The following is an 18473-nucleotide window of genomic DNA, read 5'->3' on the forward strand; positions in this document are numbered from 1 at the left end:
TTCTTTCATATAGAGAGAATGATCTCTCAAAACTAAACAAAAACCAAAAGCGACCTCATATCCTTAGAAAGGAGGTGATCCAGCCGCACCTTCCGATACGGCTACCTTGTTACGACTTCACCCCAATCATCTACCCCACCTTAGGCGGCTGGCTCCTTGCGGTTACCCCACCGACTTCGGGTGTTGCAAACTCTCGTGGTGTGACGGGCGGTGTGTACAAGGCCCGGGAACGTATTCACCGCGGCATGCTGATCCGCGATTACTAGCGATTCCAGCTTCATGCAGGCGAGTTGCAGCCTGCAATCCGAACTGAGAATGGTTTTATGGGATTGGCTAAACCTCGCGGTCTCGCAGCCCTTTGTACCATCCATTGTAGCACGTGTGTAGCCCAGGTCATAAGGGGCATGATGATTTGACGTCATCCCCACCTTCCTCCGGTTTGTCACCGGCAGTCACCTTAGAGTGCCCAACTGAATGCTGGCAACTAAGATCAAGGGTTGCGCTCGTTGCGGGACTTAACCCAACATCTCACGACACGAGCTGACGACAACCATGCACCACCTGTCACTTTGTCCCCCGAAGGGGAACCTTCTATCTCTAGAAGTGGCAAAGGATGTCAAGACCTGGTAAGGTTCTTCGCGTTGCTTCGAATTAAACCACATGCTCCACCGCTTGTGCGGGCCCCCGTCAATTCCTTTGAGTTTCAGTCTTGCGACCGTACTCCCCAGGCGGAGTGCTTAATGCGTTAGCTGCAGCACTAAAGGGCGGAAACCCTCTAACACTTAGCACTCATCGTTTACGGCGTGGACTACCAGGGTATCTAATCCTGTTCGCTCCCCACGCTTTCGCGCCTCAGCGTCAGTTACAGACCAGAGAGTCGCCTTCGCCACTGGTGTTCCTCCACATCTCTACGCATTTCACCGCTACACGTGGAATTCCACTCTCCTCTTCTGCACTCAAGTTTCCCAGTTTCCAATGACCCTCCCCGGTTGAGCCGGGGGCTTTCACATCAGACTTAAGAAACCGCCTGCGCGCGCTTTACGCCCAATAATTCCGGACAACGCTTGCCACCTACGTATTACCGCGGCTGCTGGCACGTAGTTAGCCGTGGCTTTCTGGTCAGGTACCGTCAAGGCACCGGCAGTTACTCCGGCACTTGTTCTTCCCTGACAACAGAGTTTTACGATCCGAAAACCTTCATCACTCACGCGGCGTTGCTCCGTCAGACTTTCGTCCATTGCGGAAGATTCCCTACTGCTGCCTCCCGTAGGAGTCTGGGCCGTGTCTCAGTCCCAGTGTGGCCGATCACCCTCTCAGGTCGGCTACGCATCGTTGCCTTGGTGAGCCATTACCTCACCAACTAGCTAATGCGCCGCGGGCCCATCTGTAAGTGACAGCCGAAACCGTCTTTGAATGTCAAACCATGCGGTTTGACATAGTATCCGGTATTAGCTCCGGTTTCCCGGAGTTATCCCAGTCTTACAGGCAGGTTGCCCACGTGTTACTCACCCGTCCGCCGCTGACCTCCGAAGAGGTCCGCTCGACTTGCATGTATTAGGCACGCCGCCAGCGTTCGTCCTGAGCCAGGATCAAACTCTCCGAAGAAAATTTGTGACTCATAAATGTTGCTGACTTAAAAATTTAAAACGTTTGGTACGCTTTTGGTTTTGTTTAGTTTTCAAAGATCATTTTCGCTCGTCAGTGGTGACGGCTTATATAATTTAACATGGTGACCATCACTGTGTCAACAGGATTTTTTGAAGTTTTTTAAGACTTTAAAAATTCATTTGTTTCTCAGCGACGAAGAATAATATACCACCATTTCCACTTCAAGGTCAATATGTTTTATAAATTATTTTGCATAAAATGAAAATCAATTTTCCCGCTTATGATTTTGTATAAGTTGCCCAGCAATTCTCTTTTTTCAAGAAGTGATCTTTTTTGAACAAATGTGAGACTGTCGTCAATAAGAATATTGCTTATGATCTGAAGTTCCTGTTCAAGCAGCAGCTCCATTTCCTGAGCTTCTTTATCATTGAAGATAAACCCTTTTGACATATGATCCTCCTCTAAGATGCGTAAGTTTTATCATTATGGCACAACTTGAATTTTTCTAATCATATTCTTCACAGCTTGGCATACATATGAGACAAGAACATTAGGGACGGGGCTGATCAGAATGAACAATTTCTATGTACTGCATATAAAAAAAGTGAAACAGCTGCTCATCATTGTCATTGCCGCTCTCTTTACTGCCGGTATTTTATATATAGAAAATGTCCTTCAATTTCCTGTTTTCTCAACAGCAGACGGGCCAAAGGCTGTTTTTAGGGGAGAAGAGAAAGCAAACAGCGTTTCCCTTACGTTTGACATCAGCTGGGGGGATGAAAAGGCAAAGCCGATTCTTGATACTCTGAAGAAAAATGGTGTGACAAATGCGACCTTTTTTCTTTCAGCAGCCTGGGCTGAGCGGCACCCTGAGATAGTGAAGCAAATTGTAAAGGATGGACACCAGGTCGGGAGCATGGGATATGCCTATAAAAACTACACCTCGCTTGAGGCAGATGAAATACGGCGTGATATTCTCATGGCGCAGGATGTATTCAGCGAACTCGGACTGAAAGATATTAAACTTCTCCGGCCGCCTACAGGTAACTTCAATCAGGAGATCCTGACGATTGCCGAAAGATACGGATACACTGTCGTTCATTATAGTGTAGATTCAGATGACTGGACCAATCCCGGTGTCAGCACCATTGTGAAAAATGTAAATGATGCGGTTCAGGGAGGAGATATTATTCTGCTTCATGCCTCTGATTCCGCCAAGCAGACACAGAAGGCACTTCCGCAAATAGTTGAAGGGCTGAAACAAAAAGGCCTGAATAACGTGACGGTAGCGGATTTAATTTCGGGAGGAACAGCCAAATCAACGGAAGTTAAATAACCTTATGAAAAAAGCTAAGCCTTGAATAACAGGGCTTAGCTTTTTTTAGTTTGTGATAATTTAGATAAGAGCAGCAGCTGATAGGCATTGCATAGAAGCAGCGGAATCAGCATTAAGTACAGCCAGTCACCTTCATTTACACGCAATGCAGGCACCCATTCGACCGTTGTAACGACTGTCATAAAAAACAGGGCCGGTATGAAAGCCATTTTGTTTGTCTGTTTCATCTTGATATAAGCGACCGCTGCACTGAATAACAGCAAAAAGAAGGCAATCATGATATAAGGAACAGCTGAATCACCTTCAGCTGCGAACAGCTGATAACGGAAATAAACCAAATCAAAGATAACGAACAGGATCAGCACAATTTGAATGGCATTCCATAAAGCAGCAGTACGAAAGATTCCAAGTCCGAACCGGTGAATCGTCAAATATGCGAAAAATCCCATTTGGCTGATGATGCTGAAAATAAATCCGACTCCAACGAGCCAAAGCAAAATGGAGAGAATCTCAACAATGTCAAACGATAAGAAAAACTCTTTATAATCTCCCCATCTTAAGGCAAAACCAGTAATACTCGTAGTGATGCCGCCGACAAGCAGAGTCGATAAAAATAACCGAACCCAATTTCTACTGTTCACAATTGTATCCCCCAATATGTATTCTACTCCAAAAATTTTACCAGTGTCTTTTGTAAAAAGCTATGTTAATTACCAGTATTAAAACAGGCCGATTCATTCATATTAGAAATAAGCAACTTTAAATGGAAAGGAGCTTTGCATGATGGAAAAGCGAAGGTTGCTCTCAATTCTGACACTTACAGCCATGTGTTTTTTCCTCGCGAGCTGCGCACCTAAAGATCAGCCTTCAGGACAGCTCGATTATGAAGAAACAAAGAAAATGGTTGTCGATATTTTAAAAACCGATGACGGAAAAAAAGCCATTCAGGAAATCCTTAAAAATGATGATATGAAGCAAAACCTGATCATGGATCAGAAAGTTGTCTCTGACACCATTTCCAAAACCCTGACGTCTGAAAAGGGACAGGAGTTCTGGAAAAAAACATTTGAAGATCCAAAGTTCAGTGAAAGTTTTGCAAAAAGCCTTCAGACCGAACACGAGAAGGTTATTAAAGGGCTGATGAAAGACCCGGAGTATCAAAAGATGCTCATTGGCGTCCTTGAAAATCCTGAGATGGAGAAACAGACGATGAAAGTTCTCCAAAGCCAGGAATACCGCAAACACCTTCAGGAGGTCATCACAGAGACGATTGAAAGTCCCCTGTTTAAAGCCAAGCTTGAAGAAACTCTGCTGAAAGCAGCTAAAGAAACGAACCAGCAAGGCGGCGGAGGCTCAGGCGGCAGCGGAGAGGACTCAGGGCAAGGCGGCAAGTCCGAAGAATCCGGACAAGGCGGCCAATAGAGAGAAGCGCACTGCTCAGGGCCCGACAGACAGAAAAGGACCCGGCTGAAAAGTCCGGGTTTGACTTTTCCGCCGGATCCGCTGCGCCGGACTACCGGGGCGCTGGACAATTACGCTCTAAATGTCATATACCTTTAGCAAAGCGCCAAAACGTTGGCGCTTTTGTTTATACATTTACAGGCACAATCTCTGCAACCTTTTTAGCGATTGATGAGTAGATCTCTCCAGTAGGATGATCTGCTGCATATACGGAAGGAGCAAAGTCCTTTTCGTTCCAGTCAGGCTGCTGAAGCGGAATATTTCCAAGCACAGGGACATTAAGCTCCTGTCCAAGCTTTTCTCCTCCGCCTTTGCCGAAGACGTACTCTTTTTCTCCTGTTGTTCTGCTTTCAAAATAGGACATGTTTTCAACGACACCAATCACTTCATGATCAGTTCTAAGCGCCATAGCACCCGCTCTTGCTGCAACAAAAGCAGCTGTAGGATGCGGAGTCGTTACAATGATTTCTTTGCAGGAAGGAAGCATTGCATGGACATCAAGCGCTACGTCTCCGGTGCCCGGAGGAAGGTCTAAAAGCAGATAGTCAAGATCTCCCCACTCTACTTCCTGAAAGAAGTTATTCAGCATTTTTCCAAGCATCGGCCCTCTCCAGATAACCGGTGCATTATCCTCTACAAAAAAGCCCATAGAGATGACCTGGACGCCAAAACGCTCAACCGGAATAATTCTCTCTCCCCTTACAACAGGACGTTTCGTAATACCCATCATGTCCGGCACACTGAATCCGTAAATATCCGCATCAATAAGTCCGACTTTTTTGCCGAGACGGGCAAGAGCCACAGCTAAATTAACGGAAACAGTCGATTTTCCGACGCCGCCTTTACCGCTGGCAATTGCAATGTAGACAGGCTGCTTGGCTGATGACAGCAGAGAGGGATCCTCTTGTTTAGGCGCCTGATATTTTGCTGTTACTTCCTGGGGAAGTTCTGTAAAGCGAAGACCGACTGTGCCTGCGCCTGCTTCTTTAAGTTTTGCGACAATCTCCTGCTGAAGCTGCATCTGCTCAGACGTCCCTGTCTTTGCAATACCGATTTTCATGCTGATATGGTTTTTCTCAGCTTTCACTGAAATTTCTTCTATGGCATTCAGTTCTTCAAGGCTTCTATGTAAAAAAGGTTCTTTTAGTTCTCCGACGATTTTGCGAGCTGTTTGCTCATTCAGCATGTTAACCACCCTTTGTTGTATTCGTTTTCATCAGTATATCATAATTTGAAAGAAAATTGGGACTCCTGGGTTTATAGCTTAAGGCATTCAGGGAAAACAAAAAAATCCATCCCTACTCAGGAGGATTTTTTTCGTTCGTCATATAGCGCAGGATGCCGTTATAAATAGAAGCCGCCACTTTATCCTGATATTCATCGGTGCCAAGAAGGCGCGCTTCATCGGGATTAGACAGAAAACCCACTTCTACCAGAGCACCAGGCTTATCGATGTGTTTCATCAGGTAAATCGTATTCATCTGTTTGGCTTTGCGGTCAGTGTTCTCCAGGTTGCGCCTTAGTTCATCCTGAATAAATTTGGCAAGCACCTGATTTTCCTCCATCTTGGAGTGGTAGAACGTTTGTGCCCCGCTCCACTGTCTGGAGGGAATAGCATTAAGATGAATACTTAAATACATATCTGCTTCAGAGTCGTTAATCAGCTCCAGGCGCTTTCTCAGGTCCTCACCTTTTCTTTTTGAATAGCCCTTCGTACTCTTATCCGCAAGGTCTGTATCTCTTTCTCGTGTGAGAAGGACGAGTGCCCCCTGTTCCTGCAGGTAGTCTCTGATCTGCTTTGAAATGGCAAGGGCAATGTCTTTTTCCAGATGCTCCGTTCCTACCGCTCCGCCGTCCGGCCCGCCGTGTCCGGGATCTATGTAGATAACCTTTCCTGTCAGCGGCAGATTCCAGGACTTCCAAGAGCTGTCGTTATTAAATTGAAATTGAAATAATAAAAGCAATAAGATAAAGCCTGCCCCAAAGCCAAACCATCTCAGCTTGTTTTTCATTTTTTCCACCCTCCTGCCCGTCCTTTACCACTATATGGCGGACAAACAGGAAATATGATTAGGCAATAGCGTTTTAATGAAGTCTGAGCTTCAGCCTCTTTGCTCCTTTTTCAAACCCTTCTGACCACCATGAATGAATCAAGTGCTCACATGCATAGTAAACCGATTCGTTTTTAAAATCATCACCGTGGTTTCCCCATATGAGCATGTAATCAAATAGTTGGTCAGTTAACTCTTTTTCCTCCCGGCTTGACCTCATGCTGACTGACTTCTGCGGTTCGCCGTAATAGCCGAATCTGCTGTAGCTGGCACCGAGCAGGAAGGCTTCTATAGAATAATCGATGCAGCCTTCTTCAATGGCGGAATAATCAATCGATCCTGAATGCATATAGACACCGAAACACTCATAGGCTTTCGCCTTCAGCTGGGTGAGTGTCAATTCTTTCAGGATAATGCGCTCATAGTTTATTTGCTTTTCTCTTCGTTTATCTGAAAGTGAAGTAATCTTTTCCATGATGTATATGCCCCCTCAGTCTATTGTTTTTCCGGGGGCCGGTTTCATGCGAGGTAAAGATTGTCTGCGGGTGGTGAATTTTTTGGGGGAAAATAAAAAACCACAGCAGAACCGCTGTGGTTTTTGAAGAAAAAATTAACGTTTTGAGAACTGAGGTGCACGACGAGCGCCTTTAAGACCGTATTTTTTACGTTCTTTCATACGTGCGTCACGAGTCAGAAGACCTGCACGCTTAAGAGTGCCGCGATATTCTGGATCTGCTTCTAAAAGTGCACGTGAGATGCCGTGACGGATAGCGCCAGCCTGGCCAGCGAATCCACCGCCATTAACATTTACTAAAACATCATAGCTTCCAGCTGTTTCAGTTAAGTTAAGCGGTTGTTTGATGTCTTCGATTAGAGCTGCGAAAGGGATATAGTCTTTTACTTCACGATCGTTGATAACAATACGGCCTTCGCCTGGAACGAGACGAACACGCGCTACTGAGCTTTTACGACGGCCAGTACCGTAATATTGAACCTGTGCCAAATTAATAACCTCCTTAATAATTAACCGCGAAGTTCGTAAACTTCAGGTTGTTGTGCTTGGTGTGGATGCTCGTTGCCTGCATATACATGCAGCTTTTTGTACATTTGACGTCCTAGAGAACCTTTAGGAAGCATTCCGCGAATTGCTAGTTCAAGCATTTTCTCAGAGTAGTTTGTACGCATTTCAAGAGCAGTTCTTGATTTTAGTCCGCCTGGGAATTGGCTGTGACGGTAGTAGATCTTGTCAGTCAGTTTCTTTCCAGTCAGTTCGATTTGTGCTGCATTGATGATAATTACATGATCACCAGTGTCTACGTGTGGTGTATAAGTTGGTTTGTGTTTTCCGCGAAGAACAGATGCAATTTCGCTGGCAAGACGACCTAGAGTTTTGCCTGCAGCATCTACCACGAACCATTTACGTTCAACTTCAGTTGCTTTCGCCATATATGTTGTACGCATGATTTTCCCTCCAATATCTTTCATTTAAAATTTAATCATTCTATTTCAAAACACAGATAAACTCTTCCGGGGCTTATTTGTGGGGTTGAAATACATACCATATGATAGTTTATAACGTCCGGGCAACATTGTCAAGATAATGTTACACCTGGTTTAGTTGTCATAGTAAACTTTCCACAAATATAATCCGGAACCCGGGGCTGTTTTCCCGTTCAGTGAACGGTCACGCGCCTTCAGGATGTCTGGAATCCGGTAAGGATCCAGCACTCCCCGCCCGGCATTTATCAAGGTTCCGACAAGGATTCTGACCATATTGTAGAGGAATCCGTCACCGACAAACCGGAATGTCAGAACATCGTCTTCTTCGTAAAATTCGATATCATATAAAGTTCTGATTCTGTCCTCTTTATCTGTTTTAGCTGAACAGAAGCTTGTAAAATCGTGGGTGCCGATCAAAAACTTTATCGCTTCCCGCATTTTCACATAATCAAGTTTATATGGATAATGATACGCATAATTCCGGCTGAACACATCCCGGACTTCCGAGCGGCTGACTTTATAGCGGTATTCCTTTGCACGGACATGGTACCTTGCATGAAAGTCGTCTTCCGTAAATGCTGCAGCCTGAATAGCCACATCTCCGGGAAGAAGCGAATTTAAGGCATTCGGCCATCTGCTCTCCGGAATGTAGATCTCTGTATCAAAATGAAGAACCTGGCCGATGGCATGAACACCTGCATCTGTTCTGCCTGATGCAAAAACTTTCACTTCCTGACCTTTATGCAGTTTTTTCAGGCCTTTTTCAATTTCACCCTGAACGGTCCTCTGTCCGGGCTGAATTTGAAATCCGCTGAATCCTGTTCCGTCATATGATACGGTGCATTTTACCCTCATTGTAAACTCCTATGAACGCAGTAGTAATAGAACAATGCCTACAGCAATCAGCAGGCCGAGTATGATCGTATCAAGGGCTCTCCACGTCAGCTCGCGAAGCTTCGTTCTTCCTTCGCCTCCCTGGTAGCCTCTTGCCTCCATCGCAACAGCAAGCTCTTCCGCCCTCTTAAACGCGCTGATAAACAGCGGCACAAGCAGCGGAATGATGGCACTGATTCTTTGTTTAATCGGTCCGCTTGTAAAGTCAGCTCCCCTTGCCATCTGCGCTTTCATGATTTTATCCGTTTCCTCCATAAGCGTAGGAATAAACCGGAGTGAGATCGACATCATCAGCGCAAGTTCGTGGACCGGGAGGCCGATTTTTTTAAAAGGATGCAGCAGGCTTTCCATTCCGTCTGTTACTTCAATCGGTGTTGTCGTTAGCGTAAGGATGGTCGTAAGCAGGATAAGAAACAGAAATCTGAGGGAAATATAAATCCCCTGGATCACTCCCTCCCGGTGAACCGCAAGAAAGCCGGCTTCAAACAGGACAGGACCTTCTTTTGTCACGAGAATATGCAGAATAAACGTAAAAAGGATAATCCATATGATCGGCTTTAAGCCGTTCAATAGAAATCTTGGCGGCAGTTTTGTCGCACCGACGATAAAAAAGGTAAACAATCCGAGAATGGCATACGTCACCGCATTGTTGGCAAAAAACACGATAAAAACAAACAGAAAGATCATCGTGAGCTTTGAACGGGGGTCCATTCTGTGAACGAGCGAGGCGCCGGGAACATACTTGCCGATAATCATGCTGTTCATCATATGGAATCACCTTTGATCCCGCGTACAACCATACTGACAAGGTCATCGATTGAAAGTGAGATCCCTTTCCACTCTTTCCCGAGCTTCTGCTCAATCGTCTTTTGAAGCTTTACGGTTTCAGGAAGATCAAGCCCTGCTGAGACGAGCACTTCAGACTGGCTGAAAATCTCTTCAGGCGTGCCTTTCATCTGGACGGTGCCTTTATGCATCACAACAATTTCGTCCGAGTAGCGGGCGGCATCCTCCATGCTGTGTGTGACAAGAACGGTTGTAAGTGACCTGCTCTTATGAAGAGAGTAGAAAAGATCCATGATCTCTTTCCTTCCGCTCGGATCAAGCCCTGCAGTCGGTTCATCAAGAACCAGCACTTCAGGCTGGATGGCAAGAACGCCAGCTATAGCGACCCGTCTCATTTGACCGCCGCTCAAATCAAACGGTGACTTCTGGAGTACGTTTTCCGGAAGCCCGACCAGCTTGAGAGCATTGCGGGCCTTTTCCCGTGCTTCTTCTTCTGGGACGCCGAAATTCATAGGACCAAACATGATGTCCTTTTCAACCGTTTCCTCAAAAAGCTGATGCTCCGGAAATTGAAAGACGATGGCTACTGACCTGCGGACCGGTTTCAGATCTTTGACCTTTTTACCTGCTTCTATTTTACGTTCACCAACAGTAAGAGAACCTTTTGTAGGCTTAAGCAGTCCATTCAGATGCTGAAGAATGGTTGATTTGCCGGAACCGGTATGTCCGATGATCGAAACAAACGAGCGGTCTTTTATTTCCAGGTTAATGTCATGCAGCGCTAGACGTTCAAATGGCGTACGAGCCTGATATCTGTGCTCTAGCTCTTGGAATGTAATGTCCACAGTTCATTCACCAGGCTTTCTTCGTCTAAGTAGTTCTTTGAGAGGGCAATGCCTGCTTCTCTCAGCTTCATGCTGACCTGATAGGAAAAAGGCAGATCAAGTCCTATTTCAACCAGCTTGCGGTCGAGTTTGAAAATCTCTTCAGGTGAGCCCTCAGCAAATTTTTCTCCGCCATTCATAACGATAATCCTGTCTGCTCTCGCGGCCTCTTCAAGGTCATGTGTAATTGAAATGACCGTTACGATCCCCTGTCTGTTAAGCTCGCGCACTGTCTCCATCACTTCGCTTCTTCCCTGCGGATCAAGCATTGATGTAGCTTCGTCCAAAATAATGATCTGCGGCTGAACGGCAATGACACCCGCAATGGCCACGCGCTGCTTTTGGCCTCCTGAAAGATGGTGCGGCTCTTGATCGAGAAATGCTTCCATCTTCACTTTTTGAGTAGCCCATTCGACGCGCTTTTTCATTTCTTCCCGCGGCACTCCGTGGTTTTCCAAACCAAAAGCCACATCATCTTTAACGGTCGTTCCTACAAATTGGTTGTCCGGGTTTTGAAACACCATGCCAACTTGTTTGCGCACTTCCCAAATCGAGTCTTCATTTAATGGAATGCCTTTTACGGCGACGCGGCCGTGCTGCGGCAGTATAAGACCGTTGAGGACTCTGGCAAGGGTTGATTTGCCGGAACCATTATGTCCGACAACAGCAAGCCATTCGCCTTTTTTCACACTTAACGAAACAGCGTTAAGGGCGGGTCTTGCATCGTCTTCATGATACTGAAATGTAACCTGATCCACTTCAATAATTGTCTCTTCCATCGCTGCCTCCCTCACCTGTACTCCTGCGCAGACGCAAAAGCCATGCTCTTCTATTCTGTCTCTGCTGCGGCACTCATTGGCCCCTCATCACGATGAGAGGCTGCCTGAGTGTACAAAAAAAGGGCATAGATCCAGTTTTCAGGAAAACTGACCCGCCCTCTGAGTAAAGAAAATAATGATTAAACTAATTCGATAATGACCATTGGTGCTCCGTCGCCGCGGCGAGGTCCAAGTTTCATTATGCGCGTGTAACCGCCCTGGCGTTCTGAGTAACGCGGTGCGATGTCACTGAATAGTTTTTGAAGTGCATTTTGCGTGCCTTCTTCGTTAGCTACCTCGTTACGGATGTAAGCAGCAGCTTGGCGGCGGGCATGAAGATCCCCACGTTTACCTAAAGTAATCATTTTTTCTACAGTTGAACGCAATTCTTTCGCACGAGCCTCAGTAGTTTCAATGCGCTCGCTGATGATTAGATCTGTAGTAAGATCACGAAGTAACGCTTTACGCTGAGCACTTGTACGTCCTAATTTTCTGTAAGGCATTATGTGTTCCCTCCTTCGTTAGTACTGTGTGTTAATTTTAGAAACACGCGAAAACGCTAGTTAACTTGTTAACTAGTCGTCAGTCGTCTTTACGAAGACCTAAGCCAAGTTCTTCTAGTTTCGCTTTCACTTCTTCCAAAGATTTACGACCTAAGTTGCGAACTTTCATCATATCTTCTTCTGTTTTATGAGCAAGCTCCTGTACAGTGTTAATGCCTGCACGTTTTAAACAGTTATAAGAACGAACTGACAAATCCAATTCTTCGATCGTCATTTCTAAAACTTTTTCTTTTTGGTCCTCTTCCTTTTCCACCATAATCTCAGCGTTTTGAGCTTCATCTGTAAGCCCAACGAAGATGTTAAGGTGTTCAGTCAGAATCTTTGCACCAAGTGCAATAGCTTCTTTCGGACCTGTGCTTCCGTCAGTCCACACATCAAAAGTAAGTTTATCATAGTTTGACACTTGACCAACACGTGTATTTTCAACTTGATAGGACACGCGTGCTACAGGTGTATAAATAGAATCGATTGGGATAACGCCGATTGGCTGATCTTCTCTTTTGTTTGCATCAGCCGGAGTATATCCGCGACCGCGTTTCGCAGTCAATCTCATACGGAAATGTGCACCCTTCGCTAATGTAGCAATATGAAGGTCCGGATTTAGAATTTCAACGTCACTGTCGTGAGTAATATCTGCAGCCGTTACAACTCCTTCATCCTGTACATCGATCTCAAGCGTTTTTTCTTCCTCTGAATAGATCTTAAGAGCAAGTTTTTTAATGTTTAAGATGATCGTAGTCACATCTTCAACAACGCCTTCAATCGTAGAGAATTCATGGAGTACACTATCTATCTGGATTGATGTTACAGCGGCACCAGGGAGTGAGGATAAGAGAATACGACGTAAGGAGTTACCCAAAGTTGTACCATATCCACGCTCGAGTGGTTCGACGACGAATTTGCCGTACTTGGCATCGTCGCTGATTTCAACCGTTTCGATTTTTGGTTTTTCAATTTCTATCATCTATAAACCCTCCTTCAAAACGTCGAAACCCCGGCTAGACAGATTATGAAGCTCCAAGGCGTGTGTCTAACCGAAATTCCCCATTATAAAGTCCCGAATGTGCACAACAACAAATAGTTATTTTCTGCGAGAACTTTTTAACTGTATCATAACCCATTATTGACAGGGATACAAAATCTATACAGAAAAATTATACACGACGACGTTTTGGCGGACGGCATCCGTTATGTGGAACCGGAGTAACGTCTCTGATAGCTGTTACTTCAAGACCAGCAGCTTGAAGAGCACGGATTGCAGCTTCACGGCCTGCGCCTGGTCCTTTTACAGTTACTTCAAGAGTTTTCATACCGTGTTCAATAGAACCTTTAGCTGCAGCTTCAGCAGCCATTTGTGCAGCGAATGGAGTGGATTTACGTGATCCTCTGAATCCGAGTGAACCTGCACTTGACCAAGAAAGAGCGTTACCATGTACGTCTGTAATAGTAACAATCGTGTTGTTAAATGTTGAACGAATATGAGCAATACCTGCCTCGATATTCTTTTTTACGCGACGCTTACGAGTGTTCGTTTTACGAGCCATTGTCGGTTAACCTCCTTTACCTTATTTTTTCTTGTTCGCAACCGTACGACGAGGTCCTTTACGAGTACGAGCGTTATTTTTGGTATTTTGACCACGAACAGGTAGACTGCGGCGATGACGTAAGCCACGGAAACTGCCGATCTCAATCAGACGTTTGATGTTTAGGGATACTTCACGGCGAAGGTCACCTTCAACTTTCAACTTGTCTACGATATCACGAATCTTACCTAGTTCTTCTTCTGTTAAGTCACGCACACGTGTATCTTCAGAAACACCAGCCTCAGCTAATACTTTTCCAGCAGTTGGACGTCCAATACCGAAAACATATGTTAATGAAATTACAACGCGTTTGTCACGAGGAATATCTACACCAGCAATACGAGCCATTTAAGCTGCACCTCCTTCAGTTTTAACCTTGTTTTTGTTTATGTTTTGGATTCTCACAAATTACCATTACTTTACCTTTTCTGCGGATGACTTTGCACTTTTCGCAGATTGGTTTAACCGATGGTCTTACCTTCATGATTTCTCTTACCTCCTTAGTTGCGGAGTGTTTTATTTAAAACGGTACGTAATTCTGCCGCGAGTCAAGTCATATGGTGATAATTCTACCGTAACTTTGTCTCCAGGTAAAATGCGAATAAAATGCATGCGGATCTTTCCAGATACATGCGCCAATACCGTATGACCATTCTCAAGCTCTACTTTGAACATTGCATTTGGCAATGTTTCCTGTACGGTACCCTCAACTTCAATTACATCATCTTTCGCCATTCATTATTCTCCCTTCTTCAAATCAGCAGCTTGCTCGTTGACAAACGTCTTCAGGGCATGCCGGAGTTTTCCGTTTGTTACACGTCCTGTTTCTTTTATACTGTTCTGAACTTCCGGAGATACGCGATCAATAAACTCTAGATGATTCACATTCTTCTTTTTAGGGGAGTGGAAGGGTCGCTTCTCTCCGTCTGCTATAAATACGAACCGTTCATCTAAAATACTGATCACGACAGCATATTGTCCAGCTTCTCTGCCTTCAGTAATAGAGACAAACTGACCTATGCGCGGACTCGATTCGGCTTCGTTCAAACAATATCACCTGCGGATTTAGGCTTTAGTTAAAATCTCATAGCCAGTTTCTGTAATGGCAATCGTGTGTTCGAAATGAGCACACATTTTGCTGTCCTGAGTAACAACTGTCCAGTTGTCAGCAAGAGTTCTTACATATCGGCTTCCGGCATTCACCATTGGCTCAATCGCCAAGACCATGCCAGGTTTTAACCTCGGACCTTTGTTTGGCGGACCATAATGCGGAATCTGCGGATCTTCATGTAAATCCTGTCCAACGCCGTGTCCAACATATTCACGTACGACCGAGAATTGATGCTGTTCAACATACGTCTGAATAGCGTGTGATATATTGGATAGTCTCTCACCCGGTTTGGCTTCAGCCAGACCTTTGTAGAGGGATTCCTCAGTCACTTCAAGAAGCTTTTTGGATTCCTCTGAGATGTTTCCAACAGGATAAGTCCAAGCAGAGTCACCATGATAGCCATTATACTTCGCACCGATATCGATGCTGATAATGTCTCCTTCACGCAATACTCGATCTCCAGGTATTCCGTGAACGAGCTCCTCATTCACAGAAGCACAAATGCTCCCGCGAAAACCATTATAACCTTTAAAAGAAGGAATTGCATGGTTTGCACGAATAATCTTTTCGGCAATTGCATCCAGTTCTTTTGTTGTAATTCCAGGCTGTATATGTTTTTGGAGTTCCTGGTGGGTCAATGCGACAATGCGACCAGCCTCACGCATAATTTCGATTTCACGTGGAGTCTTACAAATGATCATTCACCTAATCCTCCAAGCAGTTCATTAACGTCAGCGAAGACTTTGTTGATGTCCTGCTGGCCATTAATATTACGCAGATATCCTTTTTCTTCATAGAAATTCAGCAAAGGTTGTGTCTGCTTGAGGTTTACTTCAAGCCGGTTAGCAACAGTCTCTTCGTTGTCATCTTCACGCTGGTAAAGTTCACCGCCGCATTTGTCGCAGCGTCCTTCAGCAGCCGGAGGATTGAAAACGAGATGATATGTTGATCCGCATTGTTTGCAGATGCGGCGTCCTGTAAGACGTTCCATCAGGATGTCTTTATCAACCTCAATGTTAATGACATAATCCATTTTTCTATCAAGATCAGACAGGATGTTTTCCAAAGCTTCAGCCTGAGCAACTGTGCGCGGGAATCCGTCAAGCAGGAAACCTTTTTCACAATCATTCTTGCCTAATCTTTCACGGACGATACCGATCGTTACTTCATCAGGAACGAGAGCACCTTGATCCATGAAGGATTTTGCTTTAAGACCTAGCTCAGTTTCACCTTTAATGGCAGCTCTGAACATATCCCCTGTTGAGATATGAGGGATTTCATATTTTTCAACGATTCGTTCTGCCTGTGTGCCTTTACCGGCTCCCGGCAGACCCATTAATACTAGATTCAAGAATATTACCCCCCTCAGTCTCTATTTAGAAGGAAAGGGACACAAGTCCCATAACCTTACTGTTTAATAAATCCTTTATAGTGACGCTTAACAAGCTGACTTTCAAGTTGTTTCATCGTTTCAAGAGCAACCCCTACTACGATCAACAAGCTCGTTCCGCCAATCTGTGCAGAAGCTGGCAAGTTAGCGAACTTAATAAAGAATACAGGAAGAACTGAGATAGCTGCTAAGAAAAGTGAACCAACAAACGTCAGTCTGTATAGAGTTTTTGTTAAATAATCCTGCGTATTTTTCCCTGGACGAATACCCGGGATATATCCGCCCTGCTTTTTCAGATTCTCTGACATCTGCTCCGGATTAACCTGAACAAATGCATAGAAGTAAGTAAAAGCAACGATTAATGCAACATATACAATCATGCCGATAGGCTGTGTATAATCAAACGTTTTTTGGATCCAGTTTGTAACATCATTGGATCCGAAGAACGAAGCAATTGTTGGCGGTGTGATAATGAACGAAACCGCAAAGATGACAGGGATAACACCGGCAGGATTCACTTTAAGCGGAAGGTGAGTAGACTGACCTTTCGCAGGAGCTCGGCCTGCTGAGTTCTTCGCATATTGAATCGGGATCTTGCGAAGAGCCTGCTGAATGAAGATAACTCCAACTATAATTGCGATTACCGCTAATACTATCAGCGCAACTTTTACAATGTTCAAGAAAAGCTGATCTCCAGCGTCCTGGAATTGCTGCACATAGATTTGGTTAAGAGTTGTAGGGATTCCTGCTGCAATCCCCGCAAAAATGATAATGGAAATACCATTACCCACACCCTTAGATGTGATTTGCTCTCCTAACCACATTAAAAAAGCAGTACCTGCTGTTAAGACAACTGCAATTAAAAGGTACGTTGTAATTCCCGGCTTTTCAATTAATAATCCCCCAGCGAGATTATTAAAACCGTAAGACATACCCAACGCTTGGATGAAACCTAGTACAATCGTAAAGTATCTAGTGAATTGTGCTAGTTTACGACGGCCAACTTCACCTTGCTTTGACCATTCAGTAAATTTCGGAACGACATCCATCTGCAATAACTGCACGATGATGGATGCTGTAATGTACGGCATAATTCCCATCGCAAGGATCGAGAAGTTATACAGCGCACCGCCTCCGAAGGTGTTAAGAATTCCGAAAACATTCATTTCATCCTGAGCCTTTAAAACGTCAGCGTTGACGTTAGGCACAGGAATGAACGTACCAATACGAAAAATAATTAACATTAGAAGGGTGAACAAGATTTTATTGCGGATATCACCCACGCGCATAAAATTGGAGATTGTCTTAAACATTAAATCACCTCTACTGTACCGCCAGCAGCTTCGATAGCTTCTTTAGCAGATGCAGAGAATTTATTGGCTTTAACTGTAAGCTTTTTCTCAAGCTTTCCGTTGCCCAGTACTTTCACGCCTGATTTCACTTTGCTGATTACTCCAGCTTCAACTAGAAGTTCAACAGTTACTTCAGCACCGTCTTCGAACAGATTAAGTTTGTCAAGGCTGACAATCGCATAGTCTTTACGGTTGATGTTTGTGAATCCGCGTTTAGGCAGACGTCGGAATAAAGGAGTTTGACCACCTTCGAATCCAGGGCGAACACCGCCGCCGGAACGGGCGTTTTGTCCTTTATGACCTTTACCAGCTGTTTTACCGTTACCAGAACCAGTACCACGGCCAACACGATTGCGTGTTTTGCGTGACCCTTCTGCTGGTTTTAATTCATGAAGTTTCATCGGGACACCTCCTTGATATTAGAAGATCTATATTATTGTTCTTTAACTGTTACCAAATGAGATACTTTGTTGATCATGCCGCGGATCGCTGCATTGTCATCAAGCACTACTGTTTGATGCATTTTTTTAAGACCTAGTGTTTTAACAGTAATACGTTGGTCTTCTGGGCGACCAATCACACTGCGAGTGAGGGTAATCGCTAATTTGTTTGCCATCATGTTTCCCTCCTTATCCTAACAATTCTTCAACCGACTTGCCACGTAGCTTCGCAACTTCATCAGCGCGTTTAAGTTCTGTTAATCCAGAAATTGTAGCACGGATCATGTTAATTGGAGTGTTAGAACCTAGTGATTTAGAAAGGATGTCACTAACTCCTGCTAATTCTAGTACTGCACGAACAGGACCACCAGCGATAACACCAGTACCTTCAGATGCAGGTTTTAAAAGGATGTTTCCAGCACCGAATCTGCCGATGACTTGGTGAGGAATAGTAGTACCAACCATAGGTACTTCAACAAGGTTTTTCTTAGCGTCTTCGATCGCTTTGCGAATCGCTTCCGGAACTTCCTGTGCTTTACCAGTACCGAAACCTACATGACCGTTTTTGTCGCCGACAACTACTAATGCAGCAAAGCGGAAACGACGTCCACCTTTTACTACTTTAGCTACACGGTTTACTGTAACAACGCGTTCTTCAAGCTCTAATTTGTTTGGTTCAATACGACCCATTCTCTG

General features: G+C 44.8%; 25 protein-coding genes, 1 rRNA gene and 1 pseudogene. 2 read left to right on the forward strand and 25 right to left on the reverse strand.

Features of this window, described 5'->3' with window-relative positions:
- Nucleotides 1-67 precede the first annotated feature (67 nt).
- Together MHB63_07995 and MHB63_08000 are read right to left on the reverse strand one after the other, a co-directional pair.
- Nucleotides 68-1605: ribosomal RNA gene (locus tag MHB63_07995) — 16S ribosomal RNA — on the reverse strand.
- Between the two features lie 240 nt (nt 1606-1845).
- A complete protein-coding gene (locus tag MHB63_08000; GenBank protein MEK3806493.1) occupies nt 1846-2058 on the reverse strand; it encodes a hypothetical protein in 213 nt (70 codons plus the stop codon).
- Between the two features lie 121 nt (nt 2059-2179).
- Here MHB63_08000 and pdaB point away from each other — a divergent pair, with 121 nt between their 5' ends.
- Complete coding sequence (gene pdaB / locus MHB63_08005) at nt 2180-2944, forward strand: polysaccharide deacetylase family sporulation protein PdaB (GenBank protein ID MEK3806494.1); 765 nt, start codon at nt 2180-2182, stop codon at nt 2942-2944.
- Between the two features lie 35 nt (nt 2945-2979).
- Here the strand turns inward: pdaB and MHB63_08010 are convergent, their stop codons facing one another.
- A complete protein-coding gene (locus tag MHB63_08010) occupies nt 2980-3585 on the reverse strand; it encodes a KinB-signaling pathway activation protein (protein MEK3806495.1) in 606 nt (201 codons plus the stop codon).
- A 139-nt stretch (nt 3586-3724) separates the two neighbouring features.
- Between MHB63_08010 and gerD the strand changes: the two genes are divergently transcribed.
- Nucleotides 3725-4366 (forward strand): spore germination lipoprotein GerD, encoded by a 642-nt coding sequence (gerD, locus tag MHB63_08015; GenBank protein ID MEK3806496.1) that lies wholly within the window; start codon nt 3725-3727, stop codon nt 4364-4366.
- A 166-nt stretch (nt 4367-4532) separates the two neighbouring features.
- Here gerD and MHB63_08020 read toward each other — a convergent pair whose 3' ends face one another.
- From MHB63_08020 to rpsE, 22 genes and pseudogenes are all read right to left on the reverse strand, one after another.
- Entirely contained in the window at nt 4533-5591 is a 1059-nt protein-coding gene (locus tag MHB63_08020; protein MEK3806497.1) for a P-loop NTPase, read from the reverse strand.
- Between the two features lie 112 nt (nt 5592-5703).
- Nucleotides 5704-6417: an N-acetylmuramoyl-L-alanine amidase CwlD gene (gene cwlD, locus MHB63_08025; protein ID MEK3806498.1), complete on the reverse strand. Its 714-nt coding sequence runs from the start codon at nt 6415-6417 to the stop codon at nt 5704-5706.
- A gap of 73 nt (nt 6418-6490) precedes the next feature.
- A complete protein-coding gene (locus MHB63_08030; protein ID MEK3806499.1) occupies nt 6491-6931 on the reverse strand; it encodes a DUF2521 family protein in 441 nt (146 codons plus the stop codon).
- 135 nt (nt 6932-7066) lie between these two features.
- Entirely contained in the window at nt 7067-7459 is a 393-nt protein-coding gene (gene rpsI, locus MHB63_08035; GenBank protein ID MEK3806500.1) for a 30S ribosomal protein S9, read from the reverse strand.
- 20 nt (nt 7460-7479) lie between these two features.
- Nucleotides 7480-7917, reverse strand: a complete 438-nt coding sequence (gene rplM / locus MHB63_08040; protein MEK3806501.1) for a 50S ribosomal protein L13 — start codon at nt 7915-7917, stop codon at nt 7480-7482.
- Nucleotides 7918-8070: 153 nt separating this feature from the next.
- Entirely contained in the window at nt 8071-8811 is a 741-nt protein-coding gene (truA, locus tag MHB63_08045; GenBank protein ID MEK3806502.1) for a tRNA pseudouridine(38-40) synthase TruA, read from the reverse strand.
- Between the two features lie 9 nt (nt 8812-8820).
- On the reverse strand, nt 8821-9618 hold the full coding sequence (locus tag MHB63_08050) for an energy-coupling factor transporter transmembrane protein EcfT (GenBank protein ID MEK3806503.1): 798 nt from the start codon (nt 9616-9618) through the stop codon (nt 8821-8823).
- Nucleotides 9615-10481 carry an energy-coupling factor ABC transporter ATP-binding protein gene (locus MHB63_08055; protein MEK3806504.1) on the reverse strand — a complete coding sequence of 289 codons (867 nt, stop codon included), beginning with the start codon at nt 10479-10481 and terminating at the stop codon, nt 9615-9617. The genes MHB63_08050 and MHB63_08055 overlap by 4 nt, the downstream gene beginning before the upstream one ends.
- Nucleotides 10457-11299, reverse strand: coding sequence for an energy-coupling factor ABC transporter ATP-binding protein (locus tag MHB63_08060; GenBank protein MEK3806505.1), 843 nt, complete (start codon nt 11297-11299; stop codon nt 10457-10459). Before MHB63_08060 ends, MHB63_08055 begins: the two co-directional genes overlap by 25 nt.
- Before the next feature lie 179 nt (nt 11300-11478).
- Nucleotides 11479-11841, reverse strand: a complete 363-nt coding sequence (gene rplQ / locus MHB63_08065) for a 50S ribosomal protein L17 (GenBank protein ID MEK3806506.1) — start codon at nt 11839-11841, stop codon at nt 11479-11481.
- Nucleotides 11842-11920: 79 nt separating this feature from the next.
- Nucleotides 11921-12865: a DNA-directed RNA polymerase subunit alpha gene (locus tag MHB63_08070; GenBank protein ID MEK3806507.1), complete on the reverse strand. Its 945-nt coding sequence runs from the start codon at nt 12863-12865 to the stop codon at nt 11921-11923.
- Between the two features lie 190 nt (nt 12866-13055).
- A complete protein-coding gene (rpsK, locus tag MHB63_08075; protein MEK3806508.1) occupies nt 13056-13445 on the reverse strand; it encodes a 30S ribosomal protein S11 in 390 nt (129 codons plus the stop codon).
- 21 nt (nt 13446-13466) lie between these two features.
- Nucleotides 13467-13832, reverse strand: coding sequence for a 30S ribosomal protein S13 (rpsM, locus tag MHB63_08080; protein MEK3806509.1), 366 nt, complete (start codon nt 13830-13832; stop codon nt 13467-13469).
- Nucleotides 13833-13854: 22 nt separating this feature from the next.
- Complete coding sequence (rpmJ, locus tag MHB63_08085) at nt 13855-13968, reverse strand: 50S ribosomal protein L36 (protein ID MEK3806510.1); 114 nt, start codon at nt 13966-13968, stop codon at nt 13855-13857.
- A gap of 32 nt (nt 13969-14000) precedes the next feature.
- Nucleotides 14001-14219 carry a translation initiation factor IF-1 gene (gene infA / locus MHB63_08090; protein MEK3806511.1) on the reverse strand — a complete coding sequence of 73 codons (219 nt, stop codon included), beginning with the start codon at nt 14217-14219 and terminating at the stop codon, nt 14001-14003.
- Nucleotides 14206-14531 (reverse strand): annotated as a pseudogene (locus MHB63_08095) (KOW domain-containing RNA-binding protein). The gene infA and the pseudogene MHB63_08095 overlap by 14 nt, the downstream one beginning before the upstream one ends.
- Nucleotides 14532-14549: 18 nt before the next feature.
- Nucleotides 14550-15296, reverse strand: coding sequence for a type I methionyl aminopeptidase (gene map, locus MHB63_08100; GenBank protein MEK3806512.1), 747 nt, complete (start codon nt 15294-15296; stop codon nt 14550-14552).
- Nucleotides 15293-15946, reverse strand: a complete 654-nt coding sequence (locus MHB63_08105) for an adenylate kinase (GenBank protein ID MEK3806513.1) — start codon at nt 15944-15946, stop codon at nt 15293-15295. The genes map and MHB63_08105 overlap by 4 nt, the downstream gene beginning before the upstream one ends.
- A gap of 56 nt (nt 15947-16002) precedes the next feature.
- Nucleotides 16003-17298 (reverse strand): preprotein translocase subunit SecY, encoded by a 1296-nt coding sequence (gene secY / locus MHB63_08110; protein MEK3806514.1) that lies wholly within the window; start codon nt 17296-17298, stop codon nt 16003-16005.
- The gene (gene rplO / locus MHB63_08115; GenBank protein ID MEK3806515.1) at nt 17298-17738 is read right to left on the reverse strand and encodes a 50S ribosomal protein L15; all 441 of its coding nucleotides are present in this window, start codon (nt 17736-17738) and stop codon (nt 17298-17300) included. The genes secY and rplO overlap by 1 nt, the downstream gene beginning before the upstream one ends.
- A 32-nt stretch (nt 17739-17770) precedes the next feature.
- Nucleotides 17771-17953 carry a 50S ribosomal protein L30 gene (rpmD, locus tag MHB63_08120; GenBank protein MEK3806516.1) on the reverse strand — a complete coding sequence of 61 codons (183 nt, stop codon included), beginning with the start codon at nt 17951-17953 and terminating at the stop codon, nt 17771-17773.
- Between the two features lie 13 nt (nt 17954-17966).
- Entirely contained in the window at nt 17967-18467 is a 501-nt protein-coding gene (rpsE, locus tag MHB63_08125; protein MEK3806517.1) for a 30S ribosomal protein S5, read from the reverse strand.
- Nucleotides 18468-18473 lie beyond the last annotated feature (6 nt).

The organism is Bacillus sp. FSL H8-0547 (assembly GCA_038002745.1).
Lineage (GTDB): Bacteria > Bacillota > Bacilli > Bacillales > Bacillaceae > Bacillus_P.